The sequence below is a fragment of the Arthrobacter sp. TJ-178 genome (assembly GCF_058269275.1).
Map to the genome: position 1 here is coordinate 200,961 of NZ_JBZCNK010000005.1, position 20,134 is coordinate 221,094.

General features: G+C 65.0%; 15 protein-coding genes. 5 read left to right on the top strand and 10 right to left on the bottom strand.

Annotated elements, in window-relative coordinates; genetic code table 11:
• Window positions 1-7: 7 nt before the first annotated feature.
• The 5 genes from uvrA to AC4D2Q_RS14695 form a co-directional block, all read right to left on the bottom strand.
• On the bottom strand, window positions 8-2,497 hold the full coding sequence (gene uvrA / locus AC4D2Q_RS14675; protein ID WP_490947376.1) for an excinuclease ABC subunit UvrA: 2,490 nt from the start codon (window positions 2,495-2,497) through the stop codon (window positions 8-10).
• A 437-nt stretch (window positions 2,498-2,934) separates the two neighbouring features.
• Window positions 2,935-3,612: a hypothetical protein gene (locus tag AC4D2Q_RS14680; protein WP_490947244.1), complete on the bottom strand. Its 678-nt coding sequence runs from the start codon at window positions 3,610-3,612 to the stop codon at window positions 2,935-2,937.
• A 60-nt stretch (window positions 3,613-3,672) separates the two neighbouring features.
• Window positions 3,673-4,464 (bottom strand): class I SAM-dependent methyltransferase, encoded by a 792-nt coding sequence (locus AC4D2Q_RS14685; protein ID WP_490947377.1) that lies wholly within the window; start codon window positions 4,462-4,464, stop codon window positions 3,673-3,675.
• 148 nt (window positions 4,465-4,612) lie between these two features.
• The gene (locus AC4D2Q_RS14690) at window positions 4,613-5,653 is read right to left on the bottom strand and encodes a hemolysin family protein (protein WP_490947245.1); all 1,041 of its coding nucleotides are present in this window, start codon (window positions 5,651-5,653) and stop codon (window positions 4,613-4,615) included.
• The gene (locus AC4D2Q_RS14695) at window positions 5,650-6,999 is read right to left on the bottom strand and encodes a hemolysin family protein (RefSeq protein WP_490925045.1); all 1,350 of its coding nucleotides are present in this window, start codon (window positions 6,997-6,999) and stop codon (window positions 5,650-5,652) included. Before AC4D2Q_RS14695 ends, AC4D2Q_RS14690 begins: the two co-directional genes overlap by 4 nt.
• 295 nt (window positions 7,000-7,294) lie before the next feature.
• On the opposite strand from AC4D2Q_RS14695, the gene AC4D2Q_RS14700 reads away from it, so the two are divergent.
• From AC4D2Q_RS14700 to AC4D2Q_RS14720, 5 genes are all read left to right on the top strand, one after another.
• Complete coding sequence (locus AC4D2Q_RS14700; RefSeq protein ID WP_490947246.1) at window positions 7,295-8,542, top strand: thiolase family protein; 1,248 nt, start codon at window positions 7,295-7,297, stop codon at window positions 8,540-8,542.
• A complete protein-coding gene (locus AC4D2Q_RS14705; RefSeq protein ID WP_490947247.1) occupies window positions 8,542-10,683 on the top strand; it encodes a 3-hydroxyacyl-CoA dehydrogenase NAD-binding domain-containing protein in 2,142 nt (713 codons plus the stop codon). The genes AC4D2Q_RS14700 and AC4D2Q_RS14705 overlap by 1 nt, the downstream gene beginning before the upstream one ends.
• A gap of 183 nt (window positions 10,684-10,866) precedes the next feature.
• Entirely contained in the window at window positions 10,867-11,157 is a 291-nt protein-coding gene (locus AC4D2Q_RS14710) for a DUF4287 domain-containing protein (protein ID WP_490947248.1), read from the top strand.
• A gap of 55 nt (window positions 11,158-11,212) precedes the next feature.
• A complete protein-coding gene (locus tag AC4D2Q_RS14715) occupies window positions 11,213-11,653 on the top strand; it encodes a cytidine deaminase family protein (protein ID WP_490947249.1) in 441 nt (146 codons plus the stop codon).
• A gap of 51 nt (window positions 11,654-11,704) precedes the next feature.
• Window positions 11,705-12,364, top strand: coding sequence for a maleylpyruvate isomerase family mycothiol-dependent enzyme (locus AC4D2Q_RS14720; protein ID WP_490947250.1), 660 nt, complete (start codon window positions 11,705-11,707; stop codon window positions 12,362-12,364).
• Between the two features lie 210 nt (window positions 12,365-12,574).
• On the opposite strand, the gene AC4D2Q_RS14725 is transcribed toward AC4D2Q_RS14720, so the two are convergent.
• The 5 genes from AC4D2Q_RS14725 to AC4D2Q_RS14745 form a co-directional block, all read right to left on the bottom strand.
• Window positions 12,575-13,552 carry an aldo/keto reductase gene (locus tag AC4D2Q_RS14725; protein WP_490947251.1) on the bottom strand — a complete coding sequence of 326 codons (978 nt, stop codon included), beginning with the start codon at window positions 13,550-13,552 and terminating at the stop codon, window positions 12,575-12,577.
• Between the two features lie 78 nt (window positions 13,553-13,630).
• Entirely contained in the window at window positions 13,631-13,948 is a 318-nt protein-coding gene (locus AC4D2Q_RS14730; protein ID WP_490925038.1) for a primase-like DNA-binding domain-containing protein, read from the bottom strand.
• 83 nt (window positions 13,949-14,031) lie between these two features.
• Window positions 14,032-14,880, bottom strand: a complete 849-nt coding sequence (locus tag AC4D2Q_RS14735; protein WP_490925037.1) for an SDR family oxidoreductase — start codon at window positions 14,878-14,880, stop codon at window positions 14,032-14,034.
• Between the two features lie 40 nt (window positions 14,881-14,920).
• Complete coding sequence (dxs, locus tag AC4D2Q_RS14740; RefSeq protein WP_490925036.1) at window positions 14,921-16,894, bottom strand: 1-deoxy-D-xylulose-5-phosphate synthase; 1,974 nt, start codon at window positions 16,892-16,894, stop codon at window positions 14,921-14,923.
• Between the two features lie 184 nt (window positions 16,895-17,078).
• Window positions 17,079-19,904 carry an aconitate hydratase gene (locus AC4D2Q_RS14745; protein WP_490925035.1) on the bottom strand — a complete coding sequence of 942 codons (2,826 nt, stop codon included), beginning with the start codon at window positions 19,902-19,904 and terminating at the stop codon, window positions 17,079-17,081.
• Window positions 19,905-20,134: the final 230 nt, after the last annotated feature.

Below are 20,134 nucleotides of genomic sequence, written 5' to 3' on the forward strand. Positions count from 1 at the left end.
CGGCAAGCTACCGCAGCGTCTGCAGGGCAGCGGTCAGGTAGGGAGCGGTCCGGCTGGCTTCGCAGGCGGCCACCTCGGCGGGGGTGCCCGCACAGATGATGCGGCCGCCGTCGTCGCCGCCGGACGGTCCCATGTCGATCACCCAGTCCGCCGCGGCGACCACGTTCATGGAATGCTCCACCACCACCACGGTGTTGCCCGCGTCCACCAGCCGGTTGAGCTGCGCGAGCAGCAGGCGCACATCCTGGGGATGCAGACCGGTGGTCGGCTCATCGAGCAGGTACAGGGTGTGTCCGCGGCGGGCACGCTGCAGCTCGGTGGCCAGCTTGATGCGCTGGGCCTCGCCGCCGGAGAGTTCGGTGGCGGGCTGGCCCAGGCGCAGGTAGCCCAGACCGACGTCGAGCAGGGTCTGCAGGCTCCGCGACGCCGCCGGGACGTCCGCGAGGAATTCCGCAGCTGTTTCCACCCGCATGCCCAGCACGTCGGCGATGTTCTTGCCGCGGTAGGTCACTTCCAGGGTTTCCTCGTTGTAGCGCGCACCGTGGCACTGCGGGCAGGGGCCGTAGGTGCCGGGCAGGAACAGCAGTTCGACGGCGAGGAAGCCTTCACCCTGACAGGTGGGGCAACGTCCGCTGGCCACGTTGAAGGAGAAACGGCCTGCGGTGTAGCCGCGGGCCTTGGCCTCGTCGGTGCCGGCGTAGAGCTTGCGCACGGCGTCGAACAGCCCGGTGTAGGTGGCCAGGTTGGAGCGCGGCGTGCGGCCGATGGGACGCTGGTCCACCCTGACCAGGCGGTCCAGGTGCTCCAGCCCGGCGATGTCGCGCACCGTGGCACCGGGATCGACGTCGTCCTGCGTTTCCACGTCCGGGTCTTCCTCCCGTTCTGCTGCCGTGGCGGCGGAACCGTTGACGTGCACGCCCACGGTTTCGGCCAGCACCTGGCTGACCAGGGTCGACTTGCCGGAGCCGGAAACACCGGTGACGGCAGTGAGGACACCGAGCGGAATTTCGGCGTCGAGTTCGCGCAGGTTGTGCCGGCTGATGCCCTTGAGGTTCAGCCACTGCTCGGGCGTGCGGCCTGCGGACGCCGGCTCCTCCGCCTCACGGAACAGGAACGGACGGGTGGCGCTTTCCTCCACCTGCGCCAGACCCTCCACGGGACCGCTGTAGAGCACGGTGCCGCCGCCGTCGCCGGCCTGCGGACCAACGTCCACGATCCACTCGGCGCTGCGGACCACATCCATGTTGTGCTCGACGACGAACACCGAGTTCCCGGCATCCTTCAGTTCCTGCAGGACGGCCAGCAGCGGCTCGGCATCGGCCGGATGCAAACCCGCGGAGGGCTCGTCCAGGACGTAGATGACGCCGAACAGGCCCGACCGGAGCTGGGTGGCGATGCGCAGGCGCTGCATCTCACCGGGCGACAGGGTGGGCGTGGACCGGGACAGGCTCAGGTACCCCAGGCCCAGGTCGATGAGGATCTTAAGCCGCGACAGCAGGTCGCGGGTGATGGTGACGGCAACCTCGGTGTCCTCGTTGGACGCCGCTGCACGCGAGGCCGTTCCCGCGGACTTCAGCTCCGCCGTCGGCCGGATGATTTCCGCCAGTTCGCTCAGGGTGGCGCCGTTCAGCTCGGCGATGTTCCGCCCGGCGAACGTTACGGCGAGCGCTTCGGGACGCAGCCCGGCACCGCCGCAGACCGGGCACGGTCCGGAGACCATGAATTCGAGCACGCGCTTGCGCATCTGCTCGCTGCCGGAGTCGGCCAGGGTGTGCATGACGTACGACTTTGCACTCCAGAACCGGCCCTTATACGGCTTGGCCACGCGGTCCCGCTGCGGGGTAATCATCACCACGGGCTGTTCCTCGGTGAACAGGATCCAGTCGCGGTCCTTTTTCGGCAGGTCTTTCCACGGCACGTCGACGTCGTAGCCCAGCTGGATGAGGATATCGCGCAGGTTTTTGCCCTGCCAGGCGCCGGGCCACGCAGCGATGGCCCCGTCCCGGATGGTCAGGTCCGGGTTCGGCACCAGCGAATCCTCGGTCACCGTGTGGGCAATCCCCAGACCCGAGCACTCCCGGCAGGCGCCGGCCGCAGTGTTGGGCGAGAACGCGTCCGAGTCCAGGCTGCCCGGCTTCGCATCCGCCGGGTAGGTTCCTCCGCGGGAGAAGAGCATGCGCATGGAGTTGGAGAGTGTGGTCAGGGTGCCCACCGTGGAACGGGAGCTGGGGGTGCCGCGGCGCTGTTGGAGCGCGACGGCGGGAGGCAGCCCGGTAATTTCCTCCACCTTGGGCGTGTGGCCCTGGGCGAGCAGGCGCCGCGCGTAGGGCGCGACCGACTCGAAGTAACGGCGCTGGGCCTCCGCGTAAATGGTGCCGAACGCCAGCGAGGACTTGCCTGAGCCGGACACCCCCGTGAAGGCGACAATCGCATCGCGGGGAATGTCGACGTCGACGTTGCGCAGGTTGTTTTCCTGCGCGCCGCGCACACGGACCATGCCGCTGGCGCTCACGTCGGTGCTGACAGCTTGGGCAGTTTTCGGGGAGGAATCAGCAGTACTCATCGGTTTAAGCCTACCGAGGAGACGGCCGCGGGACTAAACGATCAGCAGGCTTTCCGCCTAGAGCGTCACGCCGTCCGGCAGCTGCACGGTTTCGCCGGGGCCGGCGTCTCGGGTGAATCCTTCGTGCACATACCGGGCTCAAAGAGCGGTCCCGGAGATCCTTCGTGCACATACCGGGCCCATAGAGCAGGCCCGCAGATCCTCCGTGCAGATACCTGGTTCAAAATCGTCAAACAGCCGCGTTTGAGCCCCTGATCTGCACGAAGGATTTCGGCACGTCCCGTTATCTGCCCGAAGGATCCGGACCACAGATTCGGGCCTCCAAGTTCGGATCCTGGATCAGCCAAGACCCCAGCCCAAGTATCGGCAGGTTAGCCCTGGACGGTGAGTGTGTCGGGCAATTGCACGCCGTCCGGCAGCTCAGGGGCTTCGAACTTCTGCCGCTCGCACTCATCGCGGAGCAGCGGATAGGTATCTGCGATGAGGTCCAGGATGCGGTTGCGGACCACAAGGTACGCCTCCCCCACGCCGACAACTCCCTTGAATTCCTTCAGCTCCTCCTCGTAGGAGGTCTGCTTGTGCCGCAGGTAATTCACGGTCAGCCGGTCCAGCCGAGCCTTGGAGGTGTTCCGGCTGGCCGGGGACTGGCTGCGGCGGAGCCGGCTGTTGAAGTGCGCAATAGCCTTGTCCTGCATCTCCTGCCACGGCTCCGGCACGATGCTCAGCTCCAGCGCCTCCGCTGCGGCAACGGCTTCCTTCTTCTTCACCAGGGCACGGGTGCGGGCGGCAATCTGCCGGGTCCGTGATGCTTCCCGGGCTTTTTGATATTCGGGAGTGGCTTCGATGGCCTCCACCCGTTCCAGCGCGTACAGCTTCATCGGAGCAGCCTTGCGGGAAAACGGGTTGCGGGCAGTCTGGTCCGGTTCGGGCAGGAAGGTCTTGATCTGCGTGTCCGTCCAGCCCCGGTCCTTTTTCAGGTCGTTGGCAATCAGCAGCCCTTCGCTGTTGGCCGGCTTGGGCCTCGGCGGATGGTGTTTTCCTCGGGACAATGCAGACTCCACAATTCTGAACGTGCGCGGGGGGGGACCCATCCATTCTAGGGATTGCGTTCACCGCACCGAAAACGGGGAAAGCGACGACGACGGCGGATACGGCGTCCGTGCCATGAGAATGCGCTCGGGGCTGTCCGCCGTGACCGGGGACCCGTCCCAGTTGCCCCAGGACCGTTCCATCTGCAGACCGGCGGCAGCGAGTCCCCCAAAGATGGCGGCGTCGTCCGGAAAGCGGAGTGTCTCCCGTGTGGTGAAGGTCCGGCCGCCGATGGTCCATTCATCAACATGGGTGGCACGGTCCCCGGCCATTGTGGTGCGCTGACGAACCGATCCGCCGCCAATCGGCCGGGGCTCGTCATCATTCCACTCACGCCATGCTTCGGCGGCAGCGTTCCTCACCTCGAAGACGAGCCGACCGCCCGGCACGAGGGCCCGGGCGATCTGCTGCAGGACTTCGATCCAGGCGCGGTCATCAAGGAAATACTGGGCCACGTGTCCGGTCATAAAGACCAGATCGAACGCTGCACCGGGCAGGTCCGCTGCCGTGCCGTGAATCCAATCCACCCGGTCGGCAAGCGGCTGCCGGCGGGCGACGTCGAGCATGGTTTGCTGCGGTTCCACTCCGAAGATCCTGATTCCGGGCACTGCTCCCGGCGAAGGGGCCGCCGCCCTCGCCCCGGAGCCGGCCAGCAAACTGCAGAACAGCCCGGTTCCGGCGCCGACGTCGGCCACCGAGGCAGGCATCAGCTCCCGGGCCAGAGCGAGGTAAAAGGGAAGGTCGGCGCGGTCCTGCGTGTCGGCGTCGTACCGCTGAGCGAGCTCCGGCCGGGCGTAGTAGTTCTCCTCCATCGCCGTCACTCCCCCGTTTGTTTGGCTCCTACAGTTCCCGGGATCGTATCAGCGGCTGCAAACCTGGCCTGCGTTAAGGAGATCCGCCGGCCACCCGGAGGGGCAGCCGGCGGAACCGGTAGTTGAAGGAAGGGATCAGTGCCGGACGCTACACAGTGGTGGCGTCCCGCACCTCGCCCACGAGTTCCTCGATGATGTCCTCCAGGAACAGGACACCGGTGGTGTTGCCTTCGGCGTCGAACACCCGTGCCACGTGGGCGCCGCTGCGGCGCATGGTGGCCAGGGCATCCTCGAGCTCGCTGCCGACAAAGGCGGACGCCAGCCGGCGGATGCGCTTGGCGGGCACCGGGGCGGCGAACTTCTCCGGTTTGGTCAGGTCCATGACGTCCTTGAGGTGCAGGTAGCCGCTGGGGTCGCCGTTGTCGTCCGTGAGGATGTAGCGGGAGTAGCCGTGGCGGCTCACCGCCTCCTGAATGTCCGCGGGCGTGGCGGTTTCCGGCAGGAGCACCATCCGGTCGATGGGCACTTCAACATCGGCAACGGTCTTGCTGGTGAATTCGAAGGCCGCGCTCAGGGTGCCGCTGGCGTCGGCCAGCATTCCCTCGCGGGTGGACTGCTCCACAATGGTGGCCACTTCATCCATGGTGTAGGCGCTGGTCGCCTCATCCTTGGGCTCCACCTTGAACAGGCGCAGGACGCTGTTGGCAATCCCGTTCAGTGACCAGATCACCGGTTTGAAAATCCGGGCCACCATCACCAGCGGCGGGGCCAGCAGCAGGGCGGCGCGGGTGGGAACGGAGAAGGAGATGTTCTTGGGGACCATCTCGCCGATGACCACGTGCAGGAATGTCACCAACAGCAGCGCCACCACAAACGCAATGATGCCAATCGTTTCGCCGGACAGCGAGGTCAGGCCCAGCGGGATTTCCAGCAGGTGATGAATGGCCGGTTCCGAGACGTTCAGGATCACCAGCGAGCAGACGGTAATGCCGAGCTGGCTCGTGGCGAGCATCAGCGTGGCGTGTTCCATCGCCCAGAGAGTGGTCTTGGCAGCCTTGGAACCGGCTTCCGCCTTGGGTTCGATTTGGGAGCGCCGGGCGGAGATGACCGCAAACTCCGCTCCGACAAAGAAGGCATTGACGACCAGGAGAACAACCAGCCAGATGATTCCGGGAAGATATTCGCTCATGCCAGGTCCTTCGTCAGTTCGTCAATGATCTGGTCGTGGGTGCTCGGCAGCGATCCCTCCGTGGGTGTGAAGCGCAGGCGCTCCACGTGGGTTCCCACCACGCGTTCCACGCGCAGGACACCGTTTTCCAGGGATACCTCGTCGCCCAGTTCCGGAATCCGGTCCAGCCGGTCGGTGACGAAGCCGGCAAGCGTGTCGTATTCCTCGCCGTCGGGCACGACGACGCCGGTGCGGTCCCGCAGCTCGTCCGGGCGCAGCGACGCGTCAAACGTGAGCGAGCGGCCGGAGCGGACGACGCCGACGCGGGCGCGGTCATGTTCGTCTTCCAGTTCACCGACGATTTCCTCAACGAGGTCTTCCAGGGTCACGATGCCGGCGGTTCCGCCGTGCTCGTCGGAGACCACCGCCACCTGCAGGCCCTGCTGGCGCAGCAGCCCCAGGAGGGAGTCGACGCCCATGGATTCGGGCACCCGGAGGGCTTCAACCATCAGGTCTCCGGCGGTGATGCCGCCGCGTTCTGCGAGAGCGACGGCGAAGGCCTGCTTTACGTGCAGCACGCCCAGGATGTCGTCGGAGTCGCGGCCGATCACCGGGAACCGGGAGTAACCGGTGGAAACGGCTGCCTCGATGACCTGTTCGGCCGTGTCCGTTGCTGCAACCGAGCGCATCCGGACGCGGGGAGTCATGACGTCGGCCGCCGTGTGGTCCGAGAACCGCAGGGTGCGGCTGAGCAGCTGTGCATGGTCCAGGTCCAGGACGCCTTCCAAGGCGGAGCGGCGGACCAGAGAGCTCAGTTCCTCGGCGCTGCGGGCACCGGATAGCTCTTCCTTGGGTTCGATGCCGAAGGAACGGATGATCGCGTTGGCGGTGTTGTTGAACAGCAGAATGACAGGCTTGAACACCGTGGTGAACAGGGTCTGGAACGGGATAACCACCTTGGCGGTCGCCAGTGGAAGGGCCAGAGCGAAGTTCTTGGGCACGAGTTCGCCGATAATCATCGAGAACACCGTGGCCAGGAAGATGCCGATAACGGCACCTGCTCCGCCGACAACTGCTTCCGGAATTCCGACGGCCAGCATCGGCTCACGCAGCAGGGAGCTGATGGCCGGTTCAAAGGTGTAGCCCGTCAACAGCGTGGTGAGCGTGATGCCCAGCTGCGCACTCGAGAGGTGCGTCGACGTGATCTTGAGGGCGTTGATGGTGGGGCCGAGGCGTTTTTCGCCCTGTGCCTGCCGTGCCTCCAGGTCGTTGCGGTCAAGATTGACCAGCGAAAATTCCGAGGCAACGAACAACCCGGTGCCAACCGTTAGAACGAGGCCAACCGCGAGCATGATCAGCTCATACATTGGGGCGCCCCTCTCTGGTTGTGGCCGGGAATCCGGTCAGAGCGTGGAGGGGCAAGGGTTTATGTGAGGGAGGGTCATCCATAGTCCGACGATAATACGTGAAAAGTCTGGACGAATGCTGAGCCGGCAACCGTTCGCTTACAGATGAGGACATTTCGGTGCGGCAATGACATCCGTTACGCCTGCCGGCGGTATGTCGGTAGTGTCGGGGGCACGGCGTTTGCAGGCTATGTTACTGGCGAGTAACATCAAGGCCGGACAGTGTTCCGTTTCATATCTCAAAGAGGAGTTGCACGTGAGCCCACAAAGCCGAGCACGGCAGATCAGGGACGTAGTTTTCGTTGACGGAGTGCGGACTCCCTTCGGAAAAGCCGGCGAAAAAGGCATGTACGCCGGCATGCGCGCCGATGATTTGGTGGTCAAGTGCATCCGCGAGCTGATGCGCCGCAACCCCTCGCTTCCGCCGGAACGGATCGACGAAGTGGCCATCGCCGCCACCACGCAGACCGGTGATCAGGGCCTGACCATCGGCCGCACCGCAGCACTGCTGGCCGGACTGCCGCAGTCGGTTCCCGGCTTCGCCATTGACCGCATGTGCGCCGGGGCCCTGACGGCCGTGACCACCACTGCTTCGGGCATCGGCTTCGGCGCGTACGACGTCGTCATCGCCGGCGGCGTGGAGCACATGGGCAACCACCCGATGGGCAAGGACGCCGACCCCAACCCGCGCTTCGTCACCGAACGGATTGTGGACCCGGCCGCCCTGAACATGGGCAATACCGCCGAAAACCTGCACGACCGCTTCCCGGACATCACCAAGGAACGCACCGACGCGTACGCCGCCTCCAGCCAGGAGAAGCTCGCCAAGGCCTACGCCAACAACCAGATCCAGCCGGACCTGGTGCCGGTTGCCTCCAAGAAGCCCGGCAAGGGCTGGACGCTGAACAGCGTTGATGAGGGACCGCGTCCCGGCACCACGGTGGAGGACCTCGCCGAGCTGCGCACCCCCTTCCGCGCCCACGGCCGCGTCACCGCCGGCAACGCATCGGGCCTGAACGACGGCGCCACCACCGCGCTGCTCGCTTCCGCCGACGCCGCCGAGGAACTGGGCCTGCCCGTGAAGATGCGCCTGGTTGGCTATGCCTTCGCCGGCGTCGAACCGGAGGTCATGGGCTACGGCCCCGTTCCGGCCACCGAGAAGGTGCTGAAGCAGACCGGCCTGTCCATCGAGGACATCGGACTGTTCGAGATCAACGAAGCCTTCGCCGTCCAGGTGCTCTCCTTCCTGGACTTCTACGGCATCGCCGACGACGACCCCCGGGTCAACCGCTACGGCGGGGCGATCGCCGTCGGACACCCGCTGGCCTCCTCCGGCGTGCGCCTGATGAACCAGCTGGCCCGCCAGTTCGAAGAAGACCCCACGGTGCGCTACGGCATGACCACCATGTGCATCGGCCTGGGCATGGGCGCCACCATCATTTGGGAGAACGCGTTCCACCCCGACTACAACACCGACACCGAGTCCACGGAGGCCACAAAGTAATGACTGCAAGCGATTACCAGCGGCTGGCAGGCCTCTTCCCCACCGAGGTTGTCACCCACTCCTACGTTTCGGACATCGCCCTGCCCGGCGGTGCCGGCACCTTTGCGCTGATCACCCTGGACAACGACGTCGACCACACCCGCCCCACCACGCTGGGCCCCAACACCCTGCTGGAACTGGGCCAGGTCCTGGATTCCCTGAAGGCGCGCGCCGAGGCGGGCGAAATTGCTGGCGTCGGCGTCACCGGCAAGCCGCACTACCTGGTGGCCGGCGCCGATCTGTCCGCCACGCAGAAGCTGGCCTCCTACGAGGACGGACTGGCCATGGCCCGCCTGGGCCACGAGGTCTACGGCAAGCTGCACACCCTGGGCGTACCCAGCTTCGCGTTCATCAACGGCGTGGCACTGGGCGGCGGGCTGGAAATCGCCCTGCAGTCCCAGTACCGCACTGTCTCCACCGGCGCCGGTGCACTGGCCCTGCCGGAGGCCTTCATCGGCCTGGTTCCGGGCTGGGGCGGCGTGTACATCCTGCCGCGCCTGATCGGACCCGAGAACGCCGTCAAGGTCATGATCGAGAACCCGCTGAGCAACAACCGCACCCTCTCCGGTCCGGCAGCGTTCAAACTCGGCATTGCCGATGCCATGTTTGAGCCGGCCGATTTCGTGGAGCAGTCCCTCGCCTGGGCCGCCCGCGTCATCACCGGTGAAGAAACCGTCTCACGGCCCAACGCCGCGGATCCCTCCGCCACCCCCGAAGCCTGGGACGCCGCCGTCGCACACGGCCGTGCCGTGGTGGAGGCCCGCACCTCCAACGCAGCCCCGGCTCCCGCAAAGGTGCTGGACCTGCTCGAGGCCGGCAAGAACTGGACCGCCGAGCAGTCCCGCGACGCCGAGTGCGAAGCCCTGGCCGAACTGATGCAGACTCCGCAGTTCCACTCCACCGTCTACGCGTTCCTGGACCTGGTCCAGAAGCGCGGCAAGCGTCCCGCCGGTGCACCGGATAAGAAGCTGGCCCGCCCGGTGTCCAAGGTGGGCGTGGTGGGTGCCGGCCTGATGGCCAGCCAGCTCGCACTGCTGTTCGCCCGTCAGCTGAAGGTGCCCGTGGTGATGACGGACATTGACCAGGCACGCGTGGACAAGGGTGTGGGCTACGTGCACGCCGAGGTGGACAAGCTGCTGGCCAAGAAGCGCATCTCCCCCGACGCCGCCAACCGCACCAAGGCGCTGGTCTCGGGATCGGTGTCCAAGGAAGCGTTCTCCGACGCCGACTTCGTCATCGAGGCCGTGTTCGAGGAACTCTCCGTGAAGAAGCAGGTCTTCGCCGAGGTGGAGGCCGTGGTCTCCCCCGAGTGCATCCTGGCCACGAACACCTCCTCGCTGTCCGTGACGGAGATGGCCGCTGACCTGCAGCACCCGGAGCGCGTGGTGGGCTTCCACTTCTTCAACCCGGTGGCCGTCATGCCGCTGCTGGAAATTGTGCGGGCCCCCAAGACCGACGACGCCGTGCTGGCCACAGCGTTCGTCCTGGCCAAGGCGCTGAAGAAGACCGCCGTGCTGGTCAAGGATGACGCCGCGTTTGTGGTGAACCGTATCCTGGGCCGCATGTTCGGCGAAATCACCGCCGTCTTCGACGAGGGCACCGACGCTGCAACGGCCGACAATGCACTGCGCCCCATGGGCCTGCCAATGTCACCGTTCACCCTGCTGGCTTTGGTGGGGCTGCCGGTGGGACAGCACGTGCAGGAATCCCTGCACGCTGCCTTCGGCGAACGGTTCTGGCTGTCGAAGAACTCCCAGAAGATCATCGACGCCGGCATCAAGTCGCTCTGGCAGAAGGACGAGGACGGGAAGCCCTACATCCCGGCCGAAACCCTGGAAATGCTCGACTTCGGCAACACGCCGTCCACTTCCGAAGAAGTCCTGACGCGCACGCAGGATGCCCTGGCGGATGAAATTGGCCGCATGCTGGACGAAGGCGTTGTCGCAGGTCCCGAGGACATCGACCTATGCATGATCCTGGGCGCCGGCTGGCCGATGCACCTGGGCGGGATCACGCCGTACCTGGACCGCGTCGGTGCGTCCGAGCGCGTGAACGGCAAGAAGTTCCACGCCGAGAAGGAGCCGGCTCAGGCCGCTTCCTAGTCTGTTGGGAAGGAGGGCTCCCGCCGGTTTTTGGCGGGAGCCCTCCTCTTTGTCCGTACGGGCGCGACCGGAACGGTCCGTCCGCCGCTTTCGTTACCTCCCTGCGCCCGTCCTGTTCTGAAGATGGATGCGGGCCTACGCTGGAGTGAGTATGGCCGGAAACCAGGCGAAGGGTGGAATCCGATGTCATTCCAGGCGTACCTCGACACCATCGAGGACAAGACCGGGCTTACGCCCCGTCAGCTCCTTGAACTGGCACGGCAAAAAGGCTTCGACCAGAGCGACACTAAGGCCGAGCAGATCCTGGAATGGCTCAAGTCCGACTACGGATTGGGCCGGGGCCACGGCATGGCACTGGTCCACGTCATCCGGAACGGTCCGCAGATCGACGCCAAACATGTTGGCACCGACGGGCCGCACCGTGATGAGACCGAGCTTCTGTGGCTTGACGGCAGAGCGAGCAGGCCCGCCTAACGGGTGCCACGTTTCGCTCACCCCTGCGGGTCAGATCCGCGGCTAGCATAGGGCCGTGAATGAAAACCCAGCTCAGCTGACGCAAGCTCTTCCGGCAATGGAACAGGCCCTGATCGATCTGGCCCGGACGACCATCGACGCGACCACCGACGCCGGACCCGGCGAAGACGGCATCCACACCATGGGTGCAGCCGTCCGGTCCGCAGACGGCCGCATGTTTGCCGGCGTCAACCTCTATCACTTCGCCGGCGGTCCGTGCGCCGAGCTGGTGGCACTCGGAGCGGCAAGGGCTGCAGGCGCCACCGAGTTCACGCACATCGTTGCCGTGGCCAACCACGGCCGCGGAGTCAAAAGTCCGTGCGGACGGGACCGGCAGGTCTTCGCGGATTACTACCCCGACATTCAGGTCATCATGCCGACGCCGGACGGACTCACCTGCATTGCCGCCCGCGAACTGCTGCCCTTGGCCTTCGACACCCGGGGTGAGCAGGGCTAGGACCCCTGGGATGTCTTTTTTGGCACGGAACACACGGATAAGGTCCTCAACATGTTCTTTTCCCGCAGGACATCACGGAGCGGTTCCATCATCTGGCCGGTGGTGCACGAAGAGCGCCGGGCATTAATCCAGGATCTGGAGGCCTTACCGCCCGTCCAATGGCAGACGCCGTCCCTGTGTCCGGGCTGGACTGTCCACGATGTGCTGGCCCACCTCACTGATACCGCAAAGACCACCAAATTGAGCTTTGTGCGCGGCATGGTCGCTGCCGGATTCGACTTCGACCGCGCCAACGCCTCGGGGATAGCACATGAGAGAAGGGCACATTCCGGTGCTGCTCTTGCCGGGTTCAGGGCGGTTCAGATGCGGCGGACCGGGCCGCCGGTGCCGCTTGCGACCCGGCTGGTCGAAGCCTTCATTCACGGTGAGGACATCCGGCGTCCGCTGGGAATCCGCCGGACGTATCCAACTCCCCACGTACTCACCGCCCTGCAATACCAGCTGAAAACGACCGTCAAAATGGGAGGCGGGAAAGAACCTGCCGAGGGCTGGCGGCTGGTGGCCACTGACGCGGCGTTTTCGCACGGGTCCGGCCCCGAGGTCCACGGTCCGGCCATCGTCCTGCTGCTTGCAGTCTCCGGGCGCCCTGTTCACTCCAACGAGCTCTCCGGCCCCGGGGCTGCAGCATTTCTTTCCGCCATTGCGAAGTAACCTGGCCGCGGAGGGCCCGGCTTAGGCGAGTGCCCGGGAGCATTCGGAGGGCCCGGGTTGGGCGAGTGCCCGGGAGCAACCGGAGGGCCCGGGTTAGGCGGCTTTAATAATCCCGGCGAGCTCTGCGAGCGAGGGATTTTCGTTGCCGCCGTTCCGGACCCTCCGGCGCGCCCAAGGCGACCAATGGCCACCAAGGGAGGAAACGAAGCCTTAGAACAAAGCAACCTTCGGCGTCTGCGGGAAGATCCGGTCCAGTTCTTCCAGATCCTTCTCCGACGGCTCCCAGGAAACAGCCTCGGCGTTCTGCTGGACCTGCTCCACCTTGGTGGCTCCGGCAATCACGGAAGCCACGGACGGCTGAGCGGCGAGCCAGGAGAAGGCCACCTGAATTTCGGTCAGTCCGCGGTCCTTCGCAAACGAGCCAAACTCTGCCAGCTGGTCGAAATCAGCATTTTCCAAGAGGTTGGTCCGGGAGTGCGAGAGGCGGCTGCCTTCGGGGGCCTTGCCGCTGCCATATTTTCCGGTCAGCAGGCCGTTGGCCAGCGGGAAGTACGGCAGCACGCCCAGTCCGTAAGCCTCGGCAGCCGGGGTCACCTCGAGTTCGGCGCGGCGGTCCAGCAGGTTGTAGTGGTTCTGGGCGGAAATGAACGGCGTGTAACCGCCCATCCGGGCAGTGAATTCGGCTTCGGCGATCTGCCAGCCGGAGCGGTTGGAGTGCCCGATGTACCGGACCTTGCCGGCGGTGACCAGATCATCGAGCGCAGCGAGCGTCTCCTCGATGGGGGTCAGCGGGTCCGGGGTGTGGAACTGGTACAGATCAATCCAGTCCGTGCCCAGCCGCCGCAGCGATGCTTCGGCTGCCTTGACGATGTAGCGGCGGGAACCGCGGGCATCGAAGTCGCGTCCGTTGACGCCCTTCATGTCCATGCCAAACTTCGTGGCCAGCACAACGTCGTCGCGGCGGCTGCCCAGGGCCTTGCCCAGCATTTCCTCGCTCAGTCCGGGCGTGCGGCCGTAGCTGTCAGCGACGTCGAACAGGGTGATGCCGGCGTCGATCGCTGCATTGACGACGGCGTCGGTCCCCTCCTGCGTTTCGGTGGGCGTGCCGGGACGGCCGAGGTTGTTGCAGCCCAGCCCGACGGTGGAGACGGTGAGGCCGGAATTTCCGAGTCTGTTGTATGAAGTCATGGTGCCCACGGTACCGAATTTCCCGGCCCGCTGCGGCAGCACCTGTACACGACCCGCGACATGACGCCCGGGGAAGCCTCAACCGGTGAAGGGGAACGGATTCGTGTTCGGTCCGGGGGCCTTGTCTGTCTCCATGATGTACTGAATTGGAACGGGACCCGTGGGAACCACACCTTCATAGACCCGCTCCGAGCGCCGCCGCGATTCGGGCAGGCCTGCCTTGCGGGCAGCATCATGGAAGTGGTGTGCGGATGCCGGCTCCCTGCCGGAGTTCTCGCACCAGACCATGTACATGCCGTAAAGGTCGGCGGCAGGCACGGTCTCGGTTTCGTCGAGCCCCGCCAGGGTGCACTCGTCAAAGAACAGGGAGATGGGATCGGGAATCTGCTCTGACATGCTTCGACCCTAGGCAATAACCCCGGCATCCGGAAGCCGCTGTGCACCAATCAGAGAGATAAACAGCAGCTGCTGTTTACCTCTCACCCCTGAAGCAGGTATTCCTCCAGCGCCAGCGGCGCAGTTCCGGTGAGGCGCTCAATGTCAGAGCTAACCTCCGCCATCTCACCGGCCGCGACGGCGGAGTAGGTGCTGACCCAGGCCTCTATTTGCCATTTCTCCACATCACTGCCCCGGCGGGATTCCATCGCTTCTTCCACAGTTTCATTGTGGAAGCGCACCTCTGAACCGGTCACCCGGGTCAGGATCTCGGCGATTTCTTCAAAGGTCAGCGCCTCCGGACCGGTGAGCGTGTACACCGCATTGGCGTGGGCCTGCGGGTCCACCAGAATCCGGGCGGCGGCACGGGCAACATCCGCACGCGCCACGGCGGCCAGCCGGCCGCTGCCGGCCGGACCGCGGAGCACTCCGTCGCGCCCCACGAAGGAGGGCAGGACATCCTGGTACAGGCAGTCCCGCAGGAACGTGTACCCCACTGACTTGGACCTGATGTATTCCTCGGTGTCCCAGTGGTCACGCGAAAGCGTAAAGACTGCATCCGGCGCTGCTCCCATGAAGGAGGTGTACACGATGTGCTGCACACCGGCGTCGACGGCGGCGTCCACAAAGGTGCGCTGGTCCTGGCGCCGGTACCGGCTCTCCGCCGCGGAGACCATGAACAGTGTCCGGACGCCTTCCAACGCACGGGCGGACACTTCACGGTCGGAGTAGGCAATGGCGTACGACGGCGTGCCGGGAAACTCCGGGAGCTTGGCGGTATGCCGCGCCAGCAGCCTCTGCCGGATGCCTGCTTCTGCCAACAGCCGGGCCACAGCACCGCCGAGTGCTCCGGTGGCGCCGGTGACAGCGACGTCGGGTTGTTCCTGTGCCATGGTGTCCGCTCCTCGCCGTTGCAGTTGCCGCTGACTGTGCCTACTGGATTTTCGGGATTTGTCCGGTGGGCATTTCCTGCCCGGGAAGCGGGCGGGCAAACGGCACCTTTGTCCCCAGGACCTGGGCGACGACGTCGTTGGCCACCTGCCGGGCAGTCAGCCCGACGCGCTCCAAAACTTCCCCGCGGGTGCCGTGGTCAAGGAATTCCACCGGAAGACCCACCTCGTTCAAAGCGGTATCCACACCCGCAGCACGCATTTCCTGGCGGATCCTGGAACCGACGCCGCCGGCGCGCACGCCATCCTCGATCACGATCACAATCCGGTGCTCGGCTGCCATGCGGATGATGGAGCGCGGCACCGGCAGGACCCAGCGGGGATCCACCACTGTGGAACTGATGCCCTGGTCCCCAAGCCGGCCTGCCACCTGCAGTGCCATCTCGGCCATGGCACCGACACTGACGATCAGGACGTCGTTGGACTGCTCACCGCTCGGACGGCGGGCCAGGATATCGACACCGTCGGAGGTGCGTTCCAGCGCATCCACATCCGGTCCGACCGTGCCCTTGGAGAACCGGACCACGCTGGGCGCGTCGCTGATGGCGACCGCCTCGCGCAGCTCTTCCTTGAGCCGGGTGGCATCTCGCGGAGCGGACAGGTGCAGTCCCGGAACAATCTGCAGCATGGACATGTCCCACATGCCGTGGTGGCTGGCGCCGTCGGGCCCGGTCACCCCGGCGCGGTCCAGGACAATGGTGACACCTGCCTTGTGCAGGGCCACGTCCATGAGCAGCTGGTCAAACGCGCGGTTCAGGAACGTGGCGTAAAGCGCAACGACGGGGTGCAGCCCGCCGAAAGCCATGCCCGCCGCCGAGGTGAGGGCGTGCTGTTCGGCGATGCCGACGTCGAATACCCGTTCCGGATGCTTTTCAGCGAACCGATGCAGGCCCACCGGAATCAGCATGGCGCCGGTGATGCCCACGATGTCCTCGCGCTCATCGGCGATGTCAGCAATTTCCGTGGCGAAGACCGAGGTCCAGGACTGCTTTCCACCCGGTTCAACAGGCTTTCCGGTCTCCGGATCAATAATGCCGACGGCGTGGAACTGGTCCGCCACGTTGGCGCGGGCCGGCGCATAGCCGCGGCCCTTTTCCGTCATGGCGTGGACCAGGACGGGACCACCGTAATTCTTCGCCTTGGTCAGTGCGCGTTCCACGGCGGCCATGTCATGTCCGTCGATGGGCCCGATGTACTTCATGCCGAGGTCCTCGAACAGGCCCTGCGGAGCCCACCAGTCTTTGATCCCGCGTTTGGCTGCATGGAGGCTGTGGTAAGTGAATTTGCCGACCGGGCCGCCGTGCTGGAGCCGGTTCTTCCACCAGCCCAGGGTGTTTTCGTAGGCGCGGTGGGTGCGGACGGCGTCGAGGGTGGGGCGCAGCGACGCGAGGTAGTCGGCGACGCCGCCGATGGTGGGGGCGTAGGAACGCCCGTTGTCGTTGACCACGATGACGACCCGGCGGCGCTGGTCAGCAGCGATATTGTTCAGGGCTTCCCAGGCCATGCCGCCGGTCAGGGCGCCGTCGCCCACCATGACCACGGTGTAGCGGTCGCCTTCGCCGGTGAGCTGCCGGGCGCGGGAGATGCCGTCCGCCCAGGACAGCGAGGAGGAAGCGTGGGAGGATTCCACGATGTCGTGCACGGACTCGGCCCGCGAGGGGTAGCCGGACATGCCGCCCTGCTGGCGCAGGGTGGAGAAATCCTGGCGTCCGGTGAGGATCTTATGCACATAGGACTGGTGGCCGGTGTCAAAGACGATGCTGTCCCGGGGCGAGTCGAAGACCCGGTGGATTCCCACGGTCAGTTCCACCACACCCAGGTTGGGGCCCAGATGACCGCCGGTTTGGGCGACATTGCTGATCAGGAAGGACCTGATCTCTTCGGACAAACGTTCCAGCTGCTCCATGGAGAGTTTGCTCAGGTCCCGCGGATCACGGATGGTTTCCAGAAGTCCCAACGGGCGTCTCCCTTGCTTTCAGGCAACGGCACTGCACACCGTCACAACGGTTTAACTCTAACGCTTGAGGAAGCGCCGCCAGTTCCATAACAGGCAAAGAGCCCCGCCTCCCGAGGTCAAATACTCGTGAGGCGGGGCTCCGCGTTTTCCGGCTCCGCGTCAGCGGCTCCGGACACGCTGCGTGTTACTTGGCGGTGATCTGTCGCAGTACGTACTGCAGGATGCCGCCGTTGCGGTAGTAATCCGCTTCACCCGGGGTGTCGATGCGCAGGACGGCATCGAAGGTGATGGCTTCGCCATTCTCCGGGGTGGCGGTAACCGTCACGGTCTTGGGCGTGTTGCCGTTGTTCAGTTCGGTCACGCCGGTGACTGCGAAGGTTTCCGTGCCGGTCAGGCCCAGGGACTCGGCGTTGACGCCGGCCGGGTACTGCAGCGGCAGGACGCCCATGCCAATGAGGTTGGAGCGGTGGATGCGCTCGTAGCTCTCGGCAACAACAGCCTTGACGCCCAGCAGTGCGGTGCCCTTGGCTGCCCAGTCACGCGAGGAACCGGAACCGTACTCCTTGCCGGCCAGGACAACCAGCGGAATGCCGGCGGCCTGGTAGTTGACCGAGGCGTCGTAAACGGCTGCCTGCGGTGCATCGGCCTGGCTGAAGTCGCGGGTGAAACCGCCTTCAACGCCGTCGAGCAGCTGGTTCTTGATGCGGATGTTCGCGAACGTGCCGCGGATCATCACTTCGTGGTTGCCACGGCGCGAACCGTAGGAGTTGAAGTCCTTGCGCTGAACACCGTGATCCAGCAGGTAGCGGCCCGCGGGGGTGTCGGACTTGAAGGAACCGGCCGGGGAGATGTGGTCGGTGGTGACCGAATCGCCGAGCTTCAGCAGGACGCGGGCGCCCTCGATGTCGGTGACGGGCTCCGGCTGTGCCTTCATGCCCTCGAAGTACGGGGGCTTCCGGACGTAGGTGGACTCCGTATCCCACTCGAAGGTTGCGCCTTCGGGGGTGGGCAGGGACTTCCAGCGGTCGTCACCTTCGAAGATGGTGTCGTAGCTGTTGCTGAACATCTCCTTGTTGATGGAGGCGTCGATGATTTCCTGGACCTCGACCGGGTTCGGCCAGATGTCCTTCAGGAAAACGTCGTTGCCGGCTTCGTCCTGGCCCAGCGGGTCATTTTCGAAGTCGAAGTCCATGGTGCCGGCCAGGGCGTAGGCAACTACCAGCGGCGGCGAAGCCAGGTAGTTCATCTTCACGTCCGGGTTGATCCGGCCTTCGAAGTTGCGGTTACCGGAGAGGACAGCGGTGACGGCGAGGTCGGCTTCCTGGATGGCCGTGGAGATTTCGTCTTCCAGGGGGCCGGAGTTACCGATGCAGGTGGCGCAGCCGTAGCCGACCACGAAGAAGCCAAGCTTCTCGAGGTAGGGAATCAGGCCGGACTTCTCGTAGTAGTCGGTGACTACCTTGGAACCCGGAGCGATCGAGGTCTTGACCCACGGCTGCGTGACGAGGCCCTTTTCGACGGCGTTGCGGGCCAGCACTGCTGCTGCCATCATCACCGACGGGTTGGACGTGTTGGTGCAGGACGTGATCGAGGCGATCGACACGGCGCCGTGGTCCAGCTCGAAGCTGCGGCCGTCGGCCATGGTGACCGGAACCGAGTTCGTGGAGCGTTCGGCCGGAGCGTCAGCCTTTTCCACCAGGTCGTGGCCGTGGTCTTCCACCTGAGTGGCGTTGGCGTTGAACGACGGCGCATCCGAGGCCGGGAAGGTCTCTTCCAGCGCCTCGTCAACAGTGCCGCTCTCGGCTTCAACCGTCTCGTGGACGTAGTTCTTCAGGTCCTTGCGGAACTGTTCCTTGGCGTTGGTCAGTTCCACGCGGTCCTGCGGGCGCTTCGGTCCGGCGATGGAGGAAACCACCGTGGACAGGTCCAGTTCCAGGTACTCGGAGTACTGGATCTCGACGGACGGATCGTGCCACAGGCCCTGCTCCTTGGCGTAGGCCTCAACGAGGTCCACGCTTTCCTGCGAACGGCCGGTCAGACGCAGGTAATCCAGCGTCACATCGTCGATCGGGAACATTGCGGCAGTGGAACCGAACTCGGGGCTCATGTTGCCGATGGTGGCGCGGTTGGCCAGCGGAACAGCTCCGACGCCTTCACCGTAGAACTCAACGAACTTGCCCACGACACCGTGCTTGCGCAGCATTTCGGTGATGGTCAGGACGACGTCGGTCGCGGTCGCGCCGGCCGGGATCTCACCGGTGAGCTTGAAGCCGACAACGCGCGGGATGAGCATGGAGACGGGCTGGCCAAGCATGGCAGCCTCGGCTTCGATGCCGCCAACGCCCCAGCCCAGCACGCCCAGGCCGTTGACCATGGTGGTGTGGGAGTCGGTGCCGACGCAGGTGTCCGGGTAGGCACGCAGGACGCCGTCAACTTCACGCGTCATGACAGTGCGGGCCAGGTACTCAATGTTGACCTGGTGGACAATGCCCATTCCCGGGGGAACTACCTTGAAGTCGTCGAAGGCCGTCTGGCCCCAGCGAAGGAACTGGTAACGCTCGCCGTTGCGCTGGTATTCGATTTCCATGTTGCGCTCGAGCGCACCGGAATTGCCGAAGGCGTCAATCTGGACGGAGTGGTCAATGACCATTTCCGCAGGGGCCAGGGGGTTGACCCGCTTGGGATCTCCGCCCAATTCGGCAACGGCTTCACGCATGGTTGCCAGGTCCACAATGCAGGGAACGCCGGTGAAGTCCTGCATGATCACCCGGGCCGGGGTGAACTGGATTTCGGTGCTGGGCTCCGCGTTCGCATCCCACTGTGCAAGTGCACGTACGTGATCCGCGGTGATGTTGGCACCATCTTCGGTGCGCAGCAGGTTCTCCAGCAGGACCTTGAGGCTGAACGGAAGGCTCTTTGCACCTTCGACGGAATTCAACCGGAAAATTTCATATTCGTTTCCGCCGACGTTTAGTACGCCCTTGGATCCGAAGCTGTCCACATTAGTCATAATAGGACTCCTCTCGCCACCGTTTTATCTTTGTCCAGCGGTCCGCGGCATGCCAGTTAGGTTTCCCTAACCGGCGGCCACGGGGGACGGCCGGAAAATGGTGGAGTATTTTCGCAGCCGGGAAGCCCCCTGCCGGACGAAAAATCTTTTCCGCTTAAGCGGATAAAGCTCCCCAACACGGCGCGGATCTGCACAACTGCTCTTATACTATCCGTTACACGGGCCTGTGA